The 18,241-nt window shown below is 69.4% G+C and carries 16 protein-coding genes; 8 read left to right on the forward strand and 8 right to left on the reverse strand.

Annotation, left to right across the window (positions count from 1 at the left end; translation table 11 throughout):
- The first annotated feature begins 130 nt into the window (after positions 1-130).
- The 5 genes from ACGFJ2_RS07985 (at position 131) to ACGFJ2_RS08005 (ending at position 7,608) form a co-directional block, all read left to right on the forward strand.
- Positions 131-1,438 carry an ABC transporter substrate-binding protein gene (locus tag ACGFJ2_RS07985; protein ID WP_393465938.1) on the forward strand — a complete coding sequence of 436 codons (1,308 nt, stop codon included), beginning with the start codon at positions 131-133 and terminating at the stop codon, positions 1,436-1,438.
- Positions 1,435-2,385, forward strand: a complete 951-nt coding sequence (locus ACGFJ2_RS07990) for a sugar ABC transporter permease (RefSeq protein ID WP_358536375.1) — start codon at positions 1,435-1,437, stop codon at positions 2,383-2,385. Before ACGFJ2_RS07985 ends, ACGFJ2_RS07990 begins: the two co-directional genes overlap by 4 nt.
- Positions 2,382-3,209 (forward strand): carbohydrate ABC transporter permease, encoded by an 828-nt coding sequence (locus ACGFJ2_RS07995; RefSeq protein ID WP_357941970.1) that lies wholly within the window; start codon positions 2,382-2,384, stop codon positions 3,207-3,209. The genes ACGFJ2_RS07990 and ACGFJ2_RS07995 overlap by 4 nt, the downstream gene beginning before the upstream one ends.
- Positions 3,210-3,225: 16 nt before the next feature.
- Entirely contained in the window at positions 3,226-5,808 is a 2,583-nt protein-coding gene (locus tag ACGFJ2_RS08000; RefSeq protein WP_393465943.1) for a family 78 glycoside hydrolase catalytic domain, read from the forward strand.
- A gap of 126 nt (positions 5,809-5,934) precedes the next feature.
- The gene (locus ACGFJ2_RS08005; protein WP_393465946.1) at positions 5,935-7,608 is read left to right on the forward strand and encodes a DUF4434 domain-containing protein; all 1,674 of its coding nucleotides are present in this window, start codon (positions 5,935-5,937) and stop codon (positions 7,606-7,608) included.
- 80 nt (positions 7,609-7,688) lie between these two features.
- Here the strand turns inward: ACGFJ2_RS08005 and ACGFJ2_RS08010 are convergent, their stop codons facing one another.
- Positions 7,689-8,951 (reverse strand): hypothetical protein, encoded by a 1,263-nt coding sequence (locus ACGFJ2_RS08010; protein WP_393465949.1) that lies wholly within the window; start codon positions 8,949-8,951, stop codon positions 7,689-7,691.
- Between the two features lie 127 nt (positions 8,952-9,078).
- A complete protein-coding gene (locus ACGFJ2_RS08015; protein WP_393465952.1) occupies positions 9,079-9,981 on the reverse strand; it encodes an NAD(P)/FAD-dependent oxidoreductase in 903 nt (300 codons plus the stop codon).
- 143 nt (positions 9,982-10,124) lie between these two features.
- Here ACGFJ2_RS08015 and ACGFJ2_RS08020 point away from each other — a divergent pair, with 143 nt between their 5' ends.
- On the forward strand, positions 10,125-11,453 hold the full coding sequence (locus tag ACGFJ2_RS08020) for a hypothetical protein (protein WP_358177282.1): 1,329 nt from the start codon (positions 10,125-10,127) through the stop codon (positions 11,451-11,453).
- Positions 11,450-12,250, forward strand: a complete 801-nt coding sequence (locus tag ACGFJ2_RS08025) for a transporter substrate-binding domain-containing protein (RefSeq protein WP_358177285.1) — start codon at positions 11,450-11,452, stop codon at positions 12,248-12,250. The genes ACGFJ2_RS08020 and ACGFJ2_RS08025 overlap by 4 nt, the downstream gene beginning before the upstream one ends.
- Here the strand turns inward: ACGFJ2_RS08025 and ACGFJ2_RS08030 are convergent.
- From ACGFJ2_RS08030 to ACGFJ2_RS08045, 4 genes are all read right to left on the reverse strand, one after another.
- A complete protein-coding gene (locus ACGFJ2_RS08030; protein ID WP_393465956.1) occupies positions 12,247-13,257 on the reverse strand; it encodes an ABC transporter substrate-binding protein in 1,011 nt (336 codons plus the stop codon). The genes ACGFJ2_RS08025 and ACGFJ2_RS08030 overlap by 4 nt on opposite strands.
- 187 nt (positions 13,258-13,444) lie before the next feature.
- The gene (locus ACGFJ2_RS08035; RefSeq protein WP_357941986.1) at positions 13,445-14,548 is read right to left on the reverse strand and encodes a Gfo/Idh/MocA family oxidoreductase; all 1,104 of its coding nucleotides are present in this window, start codon (positions 14,546-14,548) and stop codon (positions 13,445-13,447) included.
- Positions 14,545-15,288 carry a sugar phosphate isomerase/epimerase family protein gene (locus tag ACGFJ2_RS08040; protein WP_393465960.1) on the reverse strand — a complete coding sequence of 248 codons (744 nt, stop codon included), beginning with the start codon at positions 15,286-15,288 and terminating at the stop codon, positions 14,545-14,547. Before ACGFJ2_RS08040 ends, ACGFJ2_RS08035 begins: the two co-directional genes overlap by 4 nt.
- A gap of 149 nt (positions 15,289-15,437) precedes the next feature.
- Positions 15,438-16,337, reverse strand: a complete 900-nt coding sequence (locus ACGFJ2_RS08045) for an arginase family protein (RefSeq protein WP_393465963.1) — start codon at positions 16,335-16,337, stop codon at positions 15,438-15,440.
- Positions 16,338-16,366: 29 nt separating this feature from the next.
- Here ACGFJ2_RS08045 and ACGFJ2_RS08050 point away from each other — a divergent pair, with 29 nt between their 5' ends.
- A complete protein-coding gene (locus ACGFJ2_RS08050) occupies positions 16,367-16,930 on the forward strand; it encodes a CGNR zinc finger domain-containing protein (protein ID WP_393465966.1) in 564 nt (187 codons plus the stop codon).
- 115 nt (positions 16,931-17,045) lie between these two features.
- Here ACGFJ2_RS08050 and ACGFJ2_RS08055 read toward each other — a convergent pair whose 3' ends face one another.
- Together ACGFJ2_RS08055 and ACGFJ2_RS08060 are read right to left on the reverse strand one after the other, a co-directional pair.
- Positions 17,046-17,405 carry a nuclear transport factor 2 family protein gene (locus ACGFJ2_RS08055; RefSeq protein WP_357941994.1) on the reverse strand — a complete coding sequence of 120 codons (360 nt, stop codon included), beginning with the start codon at positions 17,403-17,405 and terminating at the stop codon, positions 17,046-17,048.
- A 25-nt stretch (positions 17,406-17,430) separates the two neighbouring features.
- The gene (locus ACGFJ2_RS08060) at positions 17,431-18,216 is read right to left on the reverse strand and encodes an SDR family oxidoreductase (protein WP_357941997.1); all 786 of its coding nucleotides are present in this window, start codon (positions 18,214-18,216) and stop codon (positions 17,431-17,433) included.
- Positions 18,217-18,241: the final 25 nt, after the last annotated feature.

Genomic DNA, 18,241 nt, shown 5'->3' on the forward strand with positions numbered 1-18,241 from the left:
GCCTTGAGTCGCTGATACGTTTCCGTTTCGTTACCGCAGGAGAGCCTTGACGGCCCCGGAACGTAAAGCCTATGTTAACGCCCTAACGAGGCCATTGAAACGATTTAAGCTTCGAGCCCCAAGGGGTGTTATGAAGACCACGCTTCACAGACTCGGGGTGGCCTTCTCCGCCGCCCTCCCCCTCCTTTCCCTGGCGGCATGCGGCTCGTCCGGCAGCACGACGGCCGCCGACGGCAGCGTCACGATCTCCTTCCTCTACGACAACAACGAAGCCACGGTCAACGGGGCCAAAGCAGTCGTCCAAGCTTTCGAGGCGGCCAACCCGAAGATCAAGATCGAGTCGGAGACCCGCCCGGCGGGCACCGAGGGCGACAACATCATCAAGACCCGGCTGTCCACGGGCGAGATGAGCGACGTCTTCTGGTACAACTCCGGGTCCCTGCTCCAGGCCCTGAACCCCGGTCAGACCCTCGTCGACCTCACCGGCGACCCGGTCATGAAGAACGTGGAGGAGTCGTACCTACCCGTTGTCACCCAGGGCGGGAAGGCGTACGGCGTGCCGACCGGAACCGCCACCGGAGGCGGCATCCTCTACAACCGCAAGGTCTACGAGAAGCTCGGGCTGCAGGTGCCCAAGAGCTGGGCCGAGTTCACGGCCAACAACGACAAGATCAAGGCCGCCGGGCTGACGCCGGTGATCTCCACGTTCAAGGACACCTGGACCTCGCAGCTGTTCGTGCTCGCGGACTTCTTCAACGTGCAGGCCGCCTCGCCGACCTTCGCGCAGGACTACACGGCCAACAAGGCCAAGTACGCCACCACCCCGGCCGCGCTGACCGGCTTCAAGCGCCTGGAAGAGGTGCACGCCAAGGGGTACCTCAACAAGGGCTTCGGCTCGGCCAACCTCGACGCGGGGGTCAAGCTGCTGGCCGAGGGCCAGGGCGTGCACTATCCCCTGCTCACCGGGGTGGTGCCCGGCTTCATCAAGAAGTTCCCGCAGGTGGGCACCGACGTCGGCTTCTTCGGCCTGCCGGGTGACGACGCCGCCAAGAACGGCGCCACGGTCTGGGAGCCGAGCGCCGCCTACATCCCCAAGACGACCAAGCATCTCGACGCCGCCAAGAAGTTCCTGGCCTTCATAGCCTCCCCGGAAGGTACGGCCGCCCTTGGCAAGGGCACCCCGCCGGCCGGACCGTACCGGATCAAGGGGGCCAAGCTGCCGGACGACGCGGTCCAGGTGGCGAAGGACCTGCAGGTCTACCTCGACAACAAGGCGTCCGCGCCCGCGCTGGAGTTCGTCTCCCCGGTCAAGGGCCCGTCCCTTGAGCAGATCACCGTCGCGGTCGGCTCCGGCCTGACCACGGCGGCCGAGGGGGCGGCCCAGTACGACAAGGACGTGGAGAAGCAGGCCAAGCAACTGGGGCTCGCGGGGTGGTGACCTCGTCGAGGCCGAGCACGGCCACGTCGCCCGAGCCGCCCACCGCGGCGGCCGGGCGGCGTGCCCGCGCGCGCAAGGGGAAGGGCGGGCGCGGCGGCAACCCGTACCCCTACCTGTTCTATGTGCCCGCGGGACTCGTCTACACGATCGTCTTCCTGGTTCCGACGATCATGGCCTTCTACTTCTCGATGACCAGGTGGACGCTGTTCGACAGCACCTTCGTGGGGCTGGAGAACTTCACCGACTTCTTCGCCGAGCAGAACCTGCGGATCGGCTTCCAGAACACCCTGATCTACGCGGTGACCACCAGCGGGCTGAAGGTCGTGCTGGGGATGGCGCTCGGCGTGCTGCTCACCTCGCGGATCAAGCTGCGCGGTTTCCTGCGCTCGGTGGTGTTCTTCCCGGTGCTGGTGAGCACGGTCGCGGTCGGCATCACGTTCAGCGTGCTGCTCAAGCCCGACACCGGGCTGGTGAACAAGGCGCTGGCCCTGGTGGGCATCTCGGGCCCCGACTGGCTCGGCGACGCCAACACCGCGCTGCTGTCGGTGGCGCTCGTGGACGTCTGGAAGGGCGTCGGCCTGGCCACCGTCATCTACATCGCCGGCATGATGTCGATCCCGCGTGACTACTACCAGGCGGTCGCGGTCGACGGCGGCGGCGCCTGGCACCGGTTCAGGTTCGTGACGCTGCCGCTGAGCTGGCCCGCCACCAACTCAGTGATCATCCTGTCCTTCATCGGCGGGCTGCGGTCCTTCGACCTCATCTGGACGATGACCCGCGGCGGACCCGGCTTCACCAGCGACGTCATCGCCTCGATCATCTACAAGCAGTATCAGGCGGGGTTCTTCGGCCTGTCGACCGCCGGGAACGTGATCCTGTTCATCGTGGTCACCGCGCTGGTCGTGCCGCTCACCCGCTTCCTGAGCGCCAGGGAGGTCGCCGCATGAGGGCGCTGCGCAGATCCGGGCCCGAACTCATCGTGGTCCTCCTGGCCGTCGTCATCTTCGTCGTGCCGTTCTCGTTCATGGTGCTCACGGCGGTCAAGGACGAGGTCCAGTCGGCGGAGCTGGACTTCGGCTGGCCGACGAGCTGGCCCATAGTCCAGAACTTCGTCGAGGTGATCGAGGCGCGCGACTACGTGCTGCTGCGCGCCTTCCTCAACAGCACGATCCTCACGGTCGTGGCGGTCACGCTGCTGGTCGTCTTCTGCTCCATGGCCGGGTTCGTGCTGCAGCGCCGGGCGGGCCGCATGCGGTCGGTGGTCAACTTCCTGGTGCTGTCCGGGCTGATCATCCCGCCGGCGATCGTGCCGACCATCTGGGTGCTCCAGACGCTCGGCCTGTTCAAGACGCTGCCGGGGCTCATCTTCGTCGAAGTCGCCTTCCACATGTCGTACTCGGTGCTGCTTTATCGCGCTTTTGTGGCGGCGGTGCCGCGCGAGCTGGACGAGGCGGCGATGATCGACGGATGCACCGGGTTCCGGCTGTTCTTCAAGGTGATCTTCCCGCTGCTCCGGCCGGTGACGATCACCGTCATCCTGACCACGTCGGTCGCCGTCTTCAACGACTTCGTCAACCCGCTCTACTTCCTGCCCGGTGACGAGAACGCCACCGTTCAGCTCACCCTGTACAACTTCCAAAGCCAATACAGCACGCAGTGGAACCTGCTGTTCATGGACATCGTGCTCATCACGATCCCGCCACTGCTCGCTTTCATCTTCTTCAACCGCAAGATCGTGGCGGGGATGACCGCCGGCGCGATCAAGGGCTGACGCTCAGAGGAGCCGCATGACCATCGACCTGCGTTTCGAGCACCACCGAGAGCCGCTCGGCATCGGCGAACCCAGGCCACGGCTGTCCTGGACGGTCCGCAACGACCGTCCAGGCTGGCAACAGCACGGCTACGACGTCGAGATCCGCGACTCGGAGGGCAAGGTCGTCTCCTCGACCGGGCGCTCCGACTCCGTGCTGGTCCCGTGGCCGGGTGACGACCTGCGCTCGCGGGAGCGCCGGGCCGTACGCGTGCGGGTCCGCGGTCAGGACGGCGAGGCGAGCGAGTGGAGCGAGTGGACCTCGGTCGAGGCCGGTCTGCTGGAGGCGGAGGAGTGGCGCGCGGAGGCGGCGGCGCCGCCCGCCGAACTGCTCGGCGCGCCGGACGGGCCCGCGACCATGCTCAGGCGCGGTTTCGCCCTCCGCGGGCCGGTCGAGCGGGCCCGCCTGTACGTGACCGGCCACGGCCTGTACGAGGTGGAGATCAACGGGCAGGTCGTGGGCGATGACGTCCTTGCGCCGGGCTGGTCGAGCTACGACCACCGCCTGCGCTACCGCACGCACGACGTCACCGCGCTGCTGTCGGAGGGTGACAACGCCATCGGCGCCATGCTCGCCGACGGGTGGTACCGCGGCCGCGTCGGCTTCAAGGACGGCCGGGTCGAGACGTACGGCTCGCGCACCGCGCTCATCGCCCAGCTCGAAGTCGTCTACACCGACGGCTCGACCGACGTCGTGACCACCGACGGCTCCTGGCGCTGCGCGCGCGGCCCGATCCTCGCGGCGAGCCTGTATGACGGCGAGAAGTACGACGCCCGCCTGCTGCCCGCCGGCTGGTCCGCACCCGGCTTCGACGACGGCGCCTGGCTGCCCGCCGACGTCGTGGACCACGACCGCGGCCTGCTCGTCGCCCCCACCGGCCCGCCGGTGCGCCGCTTCGAGACACTGCGCCCCGTCGAGGTCATCAAGGGGCCGGCCGGCGAGACCATCCTCGACTTCGGCCAGAACATCTCCGGCCGCCTGCGCATCCGTGTCCAGGGACCGGCGGGCCACACCGTCACCCTCCTCCACGCCGAGGTTCTGGAGAACGGCGCCCTGTCACGCCGCCCGCTGCGCAACGCGGCCGCCCGGGACGAGTACACCCTGGCCGGCGGCGCGGAGGAGGAGTGGGAGCCGCGCTTCACCATGCACGGCTTCCGCTACGCCGAGGTGATCGACTGGCCGGGCGAGCTGCGCCCCGACAGCGTCCAGGCCGTCGTCTGCCACACCGACATGCGCCGTACCGGCTGGTTCACCTGCTCGGACCCGCAGCTCCAGCGCCTGCACGACAACGTGGTGTGGAGCATGCGCGGCAACTTCGTCGACCTGCCGACCGACTGCCCCCAGCGCGACGAGCGCCTCGGCTGGACCGGCGACATCCAGGTCTTCGCCCCCACCGCGGCCTTCCTGTACGACTGCGCGGGCACACTCGGCTCCTGGCTCGCTGACCTGGCCGCCGAACAGGACGAGTCGGGCATGGTGCCCTACTACATCCCGTGGGTCGGCCTCGAGTTCCCCGCCATGCCGACGGCGGCGTGGGGCGACGCGGCGGTGATCGTGCCCTGGGTGCTCTACGAGCGCTTCGGGGACCTCGGGGTGCTGGAGACGCAGTACGACAGCATGAAGGGCTGGGTCGACCATATCGCCGGCATCGCCGGGGACGACCACCTGTGGGACGAGGGCTTCCAGTTCGGCGACTGGCTCGACCCCGCCGCGCCGCCGGACCGGCCCGGCAAGGCCCGGACTGACCCGTACCTCATCGCCACCGCCTACCACGCGTGGACCGCGCAACTCGTGGCCGACACCGCCGAACTGCTGGGCCGGGGCGAGGACGCGAAGAAGTACGGTGAGCTGGCCGCCGACGTCCGGGCGGCCTTCCGCCGTGAATACCTCTCGCCGTCGGGCCGTCTGGTCAGCGACACCCAGACCGCCTACGCGCTGTCCCTGCACCTCGGCCTGGCGGAGACGCCGGAGCAGCGGGCGCGGGCGGGCAAGCGGCTGGCCGAGCTGGTGGACCAGGACGACTACCGCATCGGCACCGGCTTCGTCGGCACGCCGCTGGTCTGCGCCGCCCTGGCCGCGGCGGGGGAGCACGACACCGCCTACCGGCTGCTGACGCAGCGCGAATGCCCCTCGTGGCTGTACCCGGTGACCATGGGCGCGACCACGATCTGGGAGCGCTGGGACAGCATGCTGCCCGACGGCTCGGTCAACCCCGGTGAGATGACCTCGTTCAACCACTACGCGCTGGGCGCGGTCGCCGACTTCCTGCACGGCACGCTCGCCGGCCTGGCCCCCGCCGCGCCCGGCTACCGCCGCATCCGCGTCGCGCCGCGACCCGGCGCCGGTCTCACCCACGCCTCCGCCGAGCACGAGACGCCGTACGGCCCGGCGGCGGTGGCCTGGTCCCGGACGGGCGGCAACCTCACGGTCACCGTCTCCGTACCGTCGGGGACGACCGCCGAGGTCGACCTGCCGTCCGGGGAGCTGGTGGAGGTCGGGTCGGGGATGCACACCTTCACCACGCCGTACCGCGATCCGGCGGACGACCCGGTGGCCTGAGCAGTCCGTGTCGTGGCCCCCAGGTTTGTTTCCTGGGGGTCCGGCCGGGCCACGATAAGGTGCATGGGGTGATCTAACGGGTACGACCGTTCTGGCCGCGAGCGGACACTCGCGCGAGGAGGTCATGTGGTATCCGGGTGGATCCTGCGCGGGTTCGCGGCCGTGGCGGTGCTGGCGGCCACCGTCGTTCCTGGGACGCGGGCCGAGGCCACGACGCCCTCTCTCACTCCTGTTGTGACGCCGGTCGACGAGGGCTGTCCGGCGCGGGACACCCGGGTCGACGCGCCGTACGCGATCACCGGTTACTGGCTGGTGCCTCGCTCGGACCCGTGTGTCACGCGGCGGACCGTGGAGGCGATCCACGGGGTCGGCGGTGACACGCTCATCACGTTCGGCCCGCGTCTGGTGCCCAGCCGGGTCGACCGGGCGGGGCGGCTGCTGAAGGAGGGCGCGCCCGACCCCGACTTCACCGGCTGCGTCGAGAACGGGAAGACGTGCTACCGGGCCGCTCGGGAGGCGGTTCCGCGCATCCGCCGGGTCTACGGCTATGCGGCGAACGAGCTGTTCGGCGACGGCCTGCTGCGGTGTCCGGGCCTGGACCGGCGGATCGAGAGCGGCGAGCGGATCTACTACCGGTTACTGCTGGGCAGATCCTGCTCACGCGGCCCGTACGACCTCGTGCTGATCGCCACCGACGGCGACGGGCTGGGCAACCTGATGACGGAGGCGGCCGGGTACGGGATGAAGGTGTTCCCCGGGCTGCCCGCCGCGCCGCAGGACGTCAAGCGGCCGTGGCTGCCCGACCTCACGCACCTCGGCGCCGTGACCGCGTTCACCGAGCGGGTGGTGACGGACTATCGGGGCAGGTACGGGCCGTCGGCGGCGTTCGCCGGGGTGTACCAGTCGTTCGAGCTGGCGGTGAAGTCGCGGCCCAGCGTCGATCCGACCATCGACCTGTACCAGGCCCAGCACACCGTCGTGGCCGCCACGCTGCCGGGGAAGAAGATCCTGGTCAGTCCCTACTTCGACGCGCGCAGGGACAAGGGCTTCCCGCCCGAGCGGGTGGGGCCGGGGCTGCTCGCCATCGCCGCCACCGCGCACGGCGCGCCCATGATCGTCGCCGTGCAGGACGGGCGCGGGACGGGCAAGGTGCCCGTGTACGGCCGCGACGAGGTGGACGCCAAAGTCGATCGCCGGCTGGTGCCGATGGTGGGAGACGTCACCAACCGGAAGGCGTACTACGGCTCGACCTACGACTACCTCCAGGCGGCGGCGCGGTCCCGGCCGCCGGGGGTGGAGCTGTGGATGAACGCGGAGGCCTTCGAGCCCGCCCCGGTGGCCGGCGAGTGCGGCCGGGCCGACCCGCTGCCGCTGCGCGGCCGGACGACCAAGAAGCGGCTCGACGCCCAGGTCATGGCGGCCGGGGAGGCCGTGACCAAGGTGATCTCCTACGGCTGGGACCCGTTCCTGACCTGCCGCCTCAACTGGATGACCCCGTCGTTGAGCGACGACCTCCACGCTTCCTGGAACGCGCCGCTCATCGTCGGCGCGACCAGGAACGCGGCCGGGATCGCGATCACCGGCCGCAACCTCGCGGGCGGGACGATCAAGGTCCAGTACGCCCGCGCCGGGGCGGGGATGAAGACGGTGACCGTCGCCCAGGGACCGGACGAGGCCGGTGCCGCCTGGATCCCCTTCCCCACGCCCACCGACGTCGATCCCCGCCGCCCGTTCCTCTACATCACCGCCGTGAACGGCACCGGCCGGTCGAGCACCAACGCGTACGTCATTCCCTCGTAGCGGACGCGCCCCGGCTTCTGAGGCGGGTCGCCTTGCTTTGAAGACCTGAGCGATATCCGGCGACGTCGCTCAGATGGGCCCTATTGCTGCCAGTTCTCGCATACGAGCCCGTCTGTGGTTCGCATGAAGGCATGGGGCAGCCAAGCTGCCGCAGGCGAGGTCTGTGTGTTGGTGATGCCGATGCCCGCGTCGATGGTATGGCCAGTCGGATTCCCGTGATCCTCCCAGACCGGATTGGTGCCGTCCCACCGACAGGCCCAGACGGAGTTGTTGCCGTCGGTCACGAAGACCAGTGCGTATTGGGAGCCGTTGTTCATGTCCAGGACGCTTCTCGCACCCAAACCGATCTTGGCGTAGTGGTCACTCGGCGGGGCGCCCATGTTGAGCCAGGTGCCGTCCTGACAGGCCCAGAGGTCGCCGTGTGATGCGCTCAGAACGAAGCAGCAGGGCTGCGAGAGCACCTCCGAGGCGCCTATGATGATCGCCGCACCGGCCGATCCACTGATCACCGCGGGGGGCCCACCAAGGGCGGTCCATCGCGTGGACACCATGTCCGTGACACCGAGCCACAGCTGCCTGTCGCCGCCCCACACATAGACCTGCAGGCTCTCCCCGCCGGTTCTCTCGTCCGGGACGGCGAGAACTCCCATCGAGGAGGCGATCGCGACGCCGGGCGAACCCATGTTGTACCAGTTCCAGGACGACACGTTCCACCAGTTCACCCACGCATTGCCGTCGCTGCCGGTTACGACGGCGAAGGGGGCGAGATCCAGCGTCCGCTTCAGCGCGACCGTCACCGCGCCGAGGCCATCGAGAACGTCGACGCTCGCCGGCTGGCCCTGATCGGACCAGATCCAAGTTGTGCCGTTCCACCAGCGCACCCAGAGATGTCCATCTCGCACGACGAACGCGTAGGGTCGATTCCCATTCGGATCGTCGCCGAGGGCGATGACACCAACGGGTCGGTCGACCTTTCCCCCTTGGTCGACCCATTCCCATATACCGGCGGGGGTTTCCCAGAGAATGTACAGATGACTGTCATCCCCTCGCACGAATACGAAAGGACGGGAGGCCATCGAGACTGTCGTGTCCTGGACCGCCACCGCGCCGATCCCGTACGTCACCCCAGGGCCGGGCTTGCCGTGAAGAGCCCAGTGCCATGACGTCGGGATGGGGGCGCCGGCCCAGGGCAGCGAGGCCACAGCCATGGCTCCGAGGCTGCTCCCCAGAAAGGTTCTGCGAGAGAGCTCCGGCACGACGACGTCTGCTGGGAATTGTCTGCCGCTGTTGCCGCCGTCGGATAACTCCGGCTGGTCGTCAGGACGTTGCTTGTTTGCTGACATCACTTCTTCCGCTCGCGATCTGAGTGCAAATGTCACGGCAATTTGAACGCCAGTCGCTTGATACGCGATCAGTAGCGAGTTGCAGCACCAAGACCGTCCAGTTTCGCGGTTTCGCGGGTGCCCGGGGTCACCCCGTTCGGGAGAAGCGCTCCGGGCGGAAGTCCGCCAAGAGCGGATGCCCGGTGCCGGTGAGCACCTCGTACGCGGTGAGCTCCCCGGCGATGAGCCCCAGCGTCGCACCCGAGTGGGTGAACGCCACATGGCAGCCGGGCACCGACTCCAACTCGCCGAAGACCGGCTCCCCGTCCGCCGGTATCGGTTTGCGGCCGAGCCGCCACGACGCCGCCCGGAGAGTGACATCACCCTGGAGCAGGACGGACGCCTCGGCGATGAGCTCCTTGACGTACTTCTCGTCGATCGAGCAGGAGCCGTTGGCGTGCTCGGTGATGTGCTCCTCGTACCAGCTGTGGTCGATCGCGAACGTCGATCCGGGGTTGGGGCGCATCGCCGCGCGCGGCGTGTTCAGCACGGTCACGACCTCGGTCTCGACCGGCTCGGTGATGACGAGCATGGACAGGGGGGACGCGTCCGGCAGGTCCACGCCGAGCTCCGCGAGCACCGCCGGGGTCTGCGCACCGCAGGCGGCCACGACGGCGTCGCCACGCCATGACGTGCCGTCGGCGCCGCGCACTCCCCGTGCCCGGCCGTCCTCCACGAGCACCGAGCAGCGGCCCGCGCCGGTGACGAGCCGTCCCCCACGACGGACCAGCTCGTCCGCGAGCTCGCGGATCAGGTGGGGGAGGGAGACCCAGCCGTCACCCGGATTGTGGATCGCGAGGCCCGCCCCCACCTGGACCCCGCTGACCCGGTCGCTGGTGTCCGCGCGGCCGATGAGGTGCGACTCGTAGCCGCTCGCGACCTCGTGCGCGTGCCGTGCGCGGGTCGCCTCGGCCCCGTCGGGGGTCGTCCACCACAGGCCGCCGTCGAAGCGCAGCCAGCACGTTAGCTTCCGGCGGCCGAACGGGGGCAAACCTGTCCTCTTCGGCGGTGCGACCGGCAGTCCCTCTTGCGGATCTGTCACTTCCGCGGCCATGCTCGAATTTCCCAGCACGAGTCGATCTCGGGAGGCGCGTTGCACACCGACGATCCCTGCGTCTCCCGCCGGAGCGGGCCATGACGGTGACAGCGGCGCCTCCGGCCCGGCGCGAGAAGTCGGTCTCCGGGCGGCTGCGTACGCTGGCCGGGCTGTCCCTTCTGACGCTGGCGCTCCTGCTGGCCGCGATCCTGGCCGGCGCGGCGAGTACGGGCGCCGGCTTACGCACCATCGGACATGACGCCGGGCCCCAGGTGCTCGCCACCACCGGCCTGTATCGGCAGATGTCGGAGATGGACGCGCTGGTGGCCGAGACCCTGCTGCTGGGCAGCGAGTACGGACCCCAGCAGCAGGCCGACCTGACCAACTATGACCAGCGGCGGCTGGAGATCTCCGAGAGCCTGCTCAAGGCGTACCGGCTGGCCCTGGACAATCCCGCCGAGCAACGCACGGTCGAGTCGCTGATCGAGGGGCTGGGCCGCTACGAGCGGCTGGCGACCCAGGCCCGGTTGCTGGACGTGCAGTCCAAGCACACCGCGGGACAGCCGCCCGACAATGTGGTCCAGGCCTATCAGAAGGCCACCGACCTCATGCACCGCGAACTGCTTCCCCAGGCCTACAACCTGACCTTGGAAACCGGGACGATCGTCCGGCGCGCGCACGTGGCCGAGCGCTCGACCACCTCGTTGGCCCGCGTCGCCGTCATCGTCGCCGGGCTGCTCGCGCTGGCCTGCCTGCTGGGCCTGCAGATGTACCTGACCCGCAGGTTCCGCCGGGTCTTCGCGCCGGCCCTGGTGGTCGCCACCGTGCTCACCGCGGCCGGTCTGGTGACGGGCACGGTCCTGCTCAACCGGCAGGGCCAGGCGCTGGACGAGGCCAAGCGCGGCGGTTTCGACGCCGTGCTCACCTTGACCAGGGCACGGGCGATCAGCAACAGCATGCACGGAGACCAGAACCGCTACCTGCTCGACCGCTTCCGCAAGGACACCTACGAACACAACTTCCTGGACAAGTCACAGACGATCGCGGCCGTCGACTCCACCAGCCTGCCCGACTACCAGAGCAAGCTGCGGGGCAACTTCCAGGGCCTGCTCGGCAGCCTGACGGGCCAGGACCGGGAACGCCTCTTCGCCGTCTACCAGAAGTTCCAGCAGGCGGACGCGCGAATGCGGACCATGACGGCCGAAGCGGCGATCAAATACTGGGACGGCGAGCTCACCCAGACCTACGAAAGCTACGACAAGATGCTGGAGGAGCTGGTCCGGCGGCACGAGTCCGACTTCGAGCGCGCCATCGACAGCGGCGACGGGGCCCTGGAGACGCTGTGGCGGTTGATCCCCGCCGGGCTGGCCGCCGGTGCCCTGCTCATCCTGGTCGGGATCTGGCCACGACTCAGGGAGTACCGGTGAGAAAGCTGCTGATCTGCCTGATGCTGCTGCTCACCGCCTGCGGCGCGGGGCGGCCGGAGTCCCTTGTGGACAAGGACGAGCTGATCGTCGCCATCCGCTCCGACGTCCCGCTGATCAGTTTCAAGGGGCAGAACGGTGGATACGACGGCTTCAACATCGACGTGGCCAAATATCTGATCTCCCGGCTGGGCAAGAAGATCCACTGGCTGGAGATCACCGCCGGAGACCAGCTCACCGTGCTCACGCAGGGGCGTGCCGACCTGGTCTTCGCCCACATGTCGGTAACCCCGGAGCGGAAGAAGGTGATCGACTTCGCCGGGCCGTACCACGTCGACTTCCAGGACATCGCGGTGCGGCCGGCCGACAAGGACGTCATCCGCGACGTCCGCGACCTGGCGGGCCGCAAGATCTGCTGGGTGCGCGGCACGAACATCGCGCAGCGGATCATCGACGAGCGCCGGGTCAAGGCGATCGCCGTCCCCGCGCCCGACTACAACGTCTGCCTGCAGATGATCAAGGACGGCAGGATCGACGCCATCTCCACCAACAGCCAGATCCTGGCGGGGCTGCTCACCAAACCGGGCGTCGACCTGCACCTGGTCGGCGCGACCTTCAACGAGCAACGTACGGCGATCGGCATTCGCAAGGGTGATGTCGACGGCTGCGAGGAGCTCAACCGGGCCATCACCGAGATGTACCAGGACGGCACGGCGAACATGCTGCTGGACAAGTGGTTCGGCAAGTCGGGCATCGACCTGTCGGTGGTCTCCGTCCCGCAGTTCGAGGGCTGCTCCTAGACGGGTGGCCGGGCTATCTCCGCGCTGAACCTGTCGACGAGTGACTGTTTGGCGCGGCCGGCGACCTCCACGTCGTACGAGACCAGCTTGACCGTCGCCGGGTCGGCCGCCTTGGAGTGCGCCGGCACCGTGGTGTTGGTGGGCAGGGCGTAGAAGTTCACCAGCGGCCCCAGCCGCTGTGACTCTCCGCTCAGCGCCCAGTCGACGTACTTGCGTGCGCTGTCGGGGTTGTGGGCTCCGGCCAGTACGGCCAGGCCGCCGAGCTCGTAGCCGGTGCCCTCCTGCGGGAAGGTCACCTGCAGGTTCGGATAGCCCTGCTCCTGGGCGGCGACGCAATCGTGGGAGAAGACGACGCCGACCGCCGCCTCCTCCTTGGCGGCCTGCAAGGCGGCCGCGCTGCCGGAGGAGTTGTACCTCAGTACGTTCGGGTGGAGGCCGCGCATGTAGCCCAGTGCCTTGTCCTGGTCGCGGCCGTTGAGTTCCACCTGTGTCCACAGGGCGGTGTAGGCGGTTCCGGAGGTGGCCGGGTGAGCGATGGCGACGCTGCCGCGCAGTCGCTCGTCCAGCAGTTCCCGCCAGGAGTGGATCGGCTGCATGCCGCGCTTGGCCAGCTCCTTGGTGTTGTTGCAGAAGGCGAGCACACCGGCGTAGATCCCGCTCCAGGCATACTCCGGATCGGCCCACCCGTGCCGGATTTCACTGGCTTTTTCGGATTTGTACGGCGCCAGCAGTCCCTGACTCTTGGCGGCCACGTAGGAGTCGGCCGGACCGCCATGCCAGACGTCGAACTCCTGCCGCGCCCTGGCCGCCTTGATCCGCTCCAGCGCCTCCCCACTCGACAGCCGGACGAACTCGGCCTCCACCCCGGTGGAATCGGAGAACCTCTTGACCATCATCGCGCACCATCGCTCGCTCGCGCCGCACGCCACCGTGATCTTGTCCCGTCTCGGCGTCGAACAGCCCGCGGCCAGCAGGATCGCGATCAATGCGATGACCAACGGCCTCATCTGCCACTCCAAGCGGTTCGCCGACGTCGCGCCCACGTGCCGATCCCATTCGACACTCCGTCACGAGGTCACGCAACCGATCTCCACTTGAAGCCGCCCCGCTCACGATCGAGGCAGGCCTGCTCGCGATTGAGGCCGACCCGCTCATGCTTGGCTGACCAAGCGTGAACGGGCCGGTCTGCCATGTCTACGTCAGCGTGGCGGCGTGCGGGTCCCAGCCGTCGGGGAGGGGTGGCGGGGTGGGTGATGTGGTGTGCAGGCGGCGGGCCTCGCCGTCATCTCCGGCGTCGCCGATGGCGGTCATGATCTCGAGTACGTGCTGGGCGAGCGCCCCCGAGGCCCGGTGCGGGGTCCCGGTACGCAGCGCCCTGGCCATGTCCAGGACGCCCAGGCCGCGCCCGGCCGTCGTACCCGTGACGGGCAGTTCCCGCCACTCGGCGTCATGCGGACCGCGGGCCAGCAGTTGCCCGTCGAAGTTGTTGGGGTCGGGCAGCGACAGCGCCCCCTCGGTGCCGATGATCTCGATCGTCTGCCGGCGGATGGGCGAGTCGAAGCTGAACGTCGCGGTCGCGCTGGCGCTGCCCGCGAAGTCGATCAGCGCGTTGACGTGCGTGGGAACCTCCACCGCGAACGCCGTACCCGCCTTCGGCCCCGAGCCGATCACCCGGTGGTCGCGGGCCCGCCGGGTGCTGGCCGTGACGCGGGCCGCCGGGCCGAGCAGGGCGACGAGGGCGGTCAGGTAGTAGGGGCCCAGGTCGAACAGGGGACCGGCGCCACGCTGGTAGAGGAACTCGGGATTGGGGTGCCACGACTCGGGACCAAGACTCTGGAAGGCGGCCGCGGCGCTCACCGGGGTGCCGATGACACCGGAAGCGAGCGCCCTGGCCGCCGACTGGAGCCCCGCGCCGAGGAAGGTGTCGGGGGCGTTGCCGACGAGCAGGTTGAGGTTCGCCGCCTCCGCGGTGACCTTGGCCGCCTCGTCCATGTCCAGGGCCAGCGGCTTCTCGCTGTACACGTGCTTGCCCGCGCGCAGCGCCGCGAGCGCCACGGCGGCGTGCGCGGCCGGGATCGTCAGGTTGACGACGATCTCCACCTCCGGCACCGCCAGTACGGTCTCGACGGTGCCGGAGACCGGCACCCCGTGCTCGCGCGCGGCGGTCGCGGCCCTGGCCGTGTCGAGGTCGGCGATCCCGAGCACGCGGACGTCGGGGAAGGAGGTCAGCTGACGGAGATAGGTGCCGCTGATCACACCGGCGCCGACGATGGCGACGCCTACGGGTCCGGAGCTCATGAAGCGCTCAGCTCGGTGAGGTAGTCGTGGCTGCCGGCGAGCGCCTCGAAGATGTCGCCCGCGCAGCTGTCGAGCTCCACGATCCGCCAGGTGTCCGGGCTGGCCGCGAGGATCTCCGGCACCGGCATGACGCCCTGTCCCACGGCCACGTGGGGCTCCTCCTTGACGCCCGGGCCGTCCTTGACGTGCAGCGCCAGGATCCGGGAGGAAAGACCGCGCAGCAGGGCGGGCACGTCGGCGCCGCCCACGGCGGCCCAGTAGGTGTCGATCTCCAGGAACACCTCCGGAGCCAGCAGGTCGGCGAGGGCCTCCAGGGCGTGGCGGCCGTCGATCCGCGGCTCGATCTCCCACCAGTGGTTGTGGTAGCCGATCCGCATGTCGTACGCGGCCGCCTGCTCGGCCAGGCCGTTCAGCAGGTCGGCGGTCCTGGACAGGCCGTCGCGCGTGGTGAACTCCTCCTCCTTGATGCCGCCCGGGATGATCACGAGGTCGGTGCCCACGGTGGCGATGGCGTCGAAGACCTCGGCCGGCTCCTTGCTGAGCAGCGCGTAGGCGTGCGTGCTCGAAACGGTCAGTCCGAGATCGTCGGCCACCTGCCGGAAGCCTTTGGGATCGCCGGTCGGATCGAAGGGCTCGACGGCCCCGTAACCGATTTCGGCTATTCGGCGCAGCACGTCGTTACGGTCGGCGGCCAGTTGATCCCTTACGGAGTAGAGCTGCACGCTGAGCGGCTTGGTCACTTCGGCTCCCCTGACTGCTTTTAGTCCACAATCTGTACATAATCCTCCGAGGTGGATCAGGCATCGTCAAGGGAGTACGGCCCGTCGTCCCACCAGTCGGGACACCCGCACCGGACGGGTCATCGTCGTTCTCGATGGACGGGTAAGCCTCACCGATCGGTGGCGAGCGCCGTCGCCAGGACGTCCACGAGGAGGGCGGCCTGGCTGCCGTCGAGGTCGAGGTCGGGGTCGAAGATGGTGAGCTCCAGTCCGGCGGCTCCCGGGAGACTGAGCAGGCCACGGAGCAGCCCGGCCAGGCCGTCCGCGTCGGGTCCGCCGGGCGTGGGGGAGTCGACCGCGGGCAGTACCGCGGAGTCGAGCACGTCGGCGTCGACGTGGATCCAGAAGCCGTCGAGGTCGTCGCGGACCAGCACCTTCCTGGCGAGGTCGAGGGTGCCGGGGCCGAGGTCGGCGGCGGGTACGTACGCGAGACCGGACTCCTTGACGTCCCGCAGGTCCTCCTCATCGCGGACGCCGAGCACGATCACGTCCTCGTCGGCCACGTACGGGCGCAGACCGCCGATGTCCGTCAGGTAGTCGTCGCCACGTCCGGTCACCAGGGCGAGGCTCTCTCCGCCTGCCGAGCTCACGTACGGGGAATTGCCCAGGTTGCGGAAGTCGGCATGGGCGTCCAGGTACGCCAGGCCGTAGCGTCCCCTCTCGCGCAGCGCGAGGGCCGGGCCCAGCAGGATCGAGCAGTCGCCACCGAGGACGATCGGGAAGGCCCCCGACTCGCGTACGGCGGCGACGCGGTCGGCCAGCTTCCTGGCGTACGCGGCGATGGCCGGGCCGTTGCGGACCCCGTCGCCCGGCTGCCAGGTGGCCACGTAGCGCGGCGGAACCACCGCGCCCGCGTCGTCCGCGCCGATCCGCTCCCGCAGCCCGGCGTCGCGCAGCGCCCATGGGGCCTTGTAGCAGCCGGGAACCGCGTCAGGGGCGGGCGGGCGCAGGCCGAGGTTCGAGGGAGCGTCGAGGATGGCGAATCTTGTGTCAGGGGTTATAGTGCTCATAGTCCTGACGGTAGCAGGAGGAAAACGAGATGCGCCAGTACGTCGATACGGGGTTGGTGGCGTTGGACCTCGCCAACACGTGGGATGAGTATCTGGACGAGCCGGAGCGGCTGCCGGACCCTGCGGCCCTGCGGCAGTTCTGCGCGGAGTTCGGCGAGGAGGAGTTCGGCGAATCGCCTGGTGAAGAGCCCGAGTCGCCTGGTGAGCAGCCTGAGCTGGCCGCTGTGCGGGAGATGCGCGGGCGGCTGCGGGCCGTGTTGGCCTGCGAGCCGCCGGAGCGGACGCGCGCGCTGGCCAGGTTCGCGGCCGGGCTGCCGACACGTGTGGCCGTGGAGGACGTGGACGGGGTGCCGGTGCTACGGCTCGGGGCGGACGACGGCGCGGGGACGGCGGACCGGCTGGCGGTGCGCGCGGTGCGCGAACTGCTCGACGTGGCCGCTGCGGGGGATTGGGCGCGGTTGCGGCTGTGCGCGGCCTCGCCGTGCCGGGACGCCTTCATCGACCGGAGCCGGCCGGGGCGGCGGCAGTTCTGCTCGACCCGCTGCGCCAACCGCGCCCACGCCGCCGCCTCCCGCGCCCGCCACCACACCTGACCGGCCCTCCCTGCCCGACATCGGAGGACTCCACGCGCCGGGAATCGAGACACCGAGATTGCGGGGCGAGCGGGGCTTCTCGTATGAGACGGCAACGGGTGGTGCTGGAAGGGATTCAGGGTTCGATGACGAGGCGTTCGATGAGGCCATCGCGGAGTGTGAACTGGTAACGCAGATCGACGGTCCCGCCGGGGAAGTCGCCCTCGAGGTGGTGGGTGGCGATGTAGCGGGTTGCGTCGGTCTGCTGGGCGCCGGTGAGGTGGATGGTGTAGGTGAATTCGGTGGCCGATCGGTCGAGCCACTCTCCGATGGCCTCCGTGCCCTCATAGGAGTTGCCGTCGTCGATCACTGTGGCTTCGCGGGTGAACGCCGTGATCGCGGTGACGGTGTCGTGGGCGTGGTGCGCTGCCAGGTAGCGGGTGATCACCTCGGGCAGGGGGCCCGGGGGGCTGGTTCGGGGCTGGTTGTCGTGCATGACGCTCCTTGGGGTGGTGGCTGGTTCAGACGGTGGGGGTGGTGCCGCCGTCGATGACGTGTTCGGCGCCGACGATGGCCGAGGCGCGGTCGGAGACTAGGAAGGCGACGAGCTCGGCGACTTCCTCGGGCCGGTTTGGACGGCCCAGCGGGATGCCGCCCAGGGAGTCCATGAGCCGGCCCAGCGCCGCTTCCTGCGTGATGCCTGCGTCGTGGGCGATCCGGGCGACGAGGTTGTCGGCGGCCGAGGTCTGCACGAAGCCGGGCGAGACGGTGTTGACGCGGACGCCATGCGGGGCGACCTCGTTGGCCAGGCCCTTGCTGTAGGTGGTCAGGGCGGCCTTGGCGGCGGCGTAGGCCAGGGTTCCGTTCCACAGCGGCATGCGGCGCTGGATCGAGGTGACATGCACGATTACGCCCTTACCTGTGGCGATCATGTGCGGCAGGAGCGCGCGGTCCAGGCGGACGGCGGCCAGTAGGTTCGTATTCAGCTCCCTGGCCCAGTCGTCCTCGCCGAGCGCCGCGAACCCTCCAGCCGGTGCCTCGGACCCGCCGAGGGTGTTGACCAGGATGTCGATGCCTCCCACGCGGGCGTCCACCTCGGCGGCCACGTGAGAGGCGCCCTGGGCGCTGGACAGGTCGGCGGGGATGAACGTCTTCTCCTCGACGCCGTCGGGGCGGCTGCGGGCCGTGACCAGCACGGTCGCGCCGGCTTGGGCGAGACGTCGGGCGATGGCGGCCCCGGTGCCCTTGGTGCCGCCGGTGACCAGAGCGTGTCGGCCTTCGAGGGATTCGCTGATGGATGTGGTCACGGTGTGCTCCGCTCCCGGGCGCGGA

The organism is Nonomuraea sp. NPDC049028, from assembly GCF_043197735.1.
Lineage (GTDB): Bacteria > Actinomycetota > Actinomycetes > Streptosporangiales > Streptosporangiaceae > Nonomuraea.

Coding starts and splice junctions, on each gene's coding strand:
- ACGFJ2_RS07985 (WP_393465938.1), top strand. CDS start 131: ATGAAGACCACGCTTCACAGACTCGGGGTGGCCTTCTCCGCCGCCCTC.
- ACGFJ2_RS07995 (WP_357941970.1), top strand. CDS start 2,382: ATGAGGGCGCTGCGCAGATCCGGGCCCGAACTCATCGTGGTCCTCCTG.
- ACGFJ2_RS08000 (WP_393465943.1), top strand. CDS start 3,226: ATGACCATCGACCTGCGTTTCGAGCACCACCGAGAGCCGCTCGGCATC.
- ACGFJ2_RS08010 (WP_393465949.1), bottom strand. CDS start 8,951: ATGTCAGCAAACAAGCAACGTCCTGACGACCAGCCGGAGTTATCCGAC.
- ACGFJ2_RS08020 (WP_358177282.1), top strand. CDS start 10,125: ATGACGGTGACAGCGGCGCCTCCGGCCCGGCGCGAGAAGTCGGTCTCC.
- ACGFJ2_RS08030 (WP_393465956.1), bottom strand. CDS start 13,257: ATGAGGCCGTTGGTCATCGCATTGATCGCGATCCTGCTGGCCGCGGGC.
- ACGFJ2_RS08035 (WP_357941986.1), bottom strand. CDS start 14,548: ATGAGCTCCGGACCCGTAGGCGTCGCCATCGTCGGCGCCGGTGTGATC.
- ACGFJ2_RS08045 (WP_393465963.1), bottom strand. CDS start 16,337: ATGAGCACTATAACCCCTGACACAAGATTCGCCATCCTCGACGCTCCC.
- ACGFJ2_RS08050 (WP_393465966.1), top strand. CDS start 16,367: ATGCGCCAGTACGTCGATACGGGGTTGGTGGCGTTGGACCTCGCCAAC.
- ACGFJ2_RS08055 (WP_357941994.1), bottom strand. CDS start 17,405: ATGCACGACAACCAGCCCCGAACCAGCCCCCCGGGCCCCCTGCCCGAG.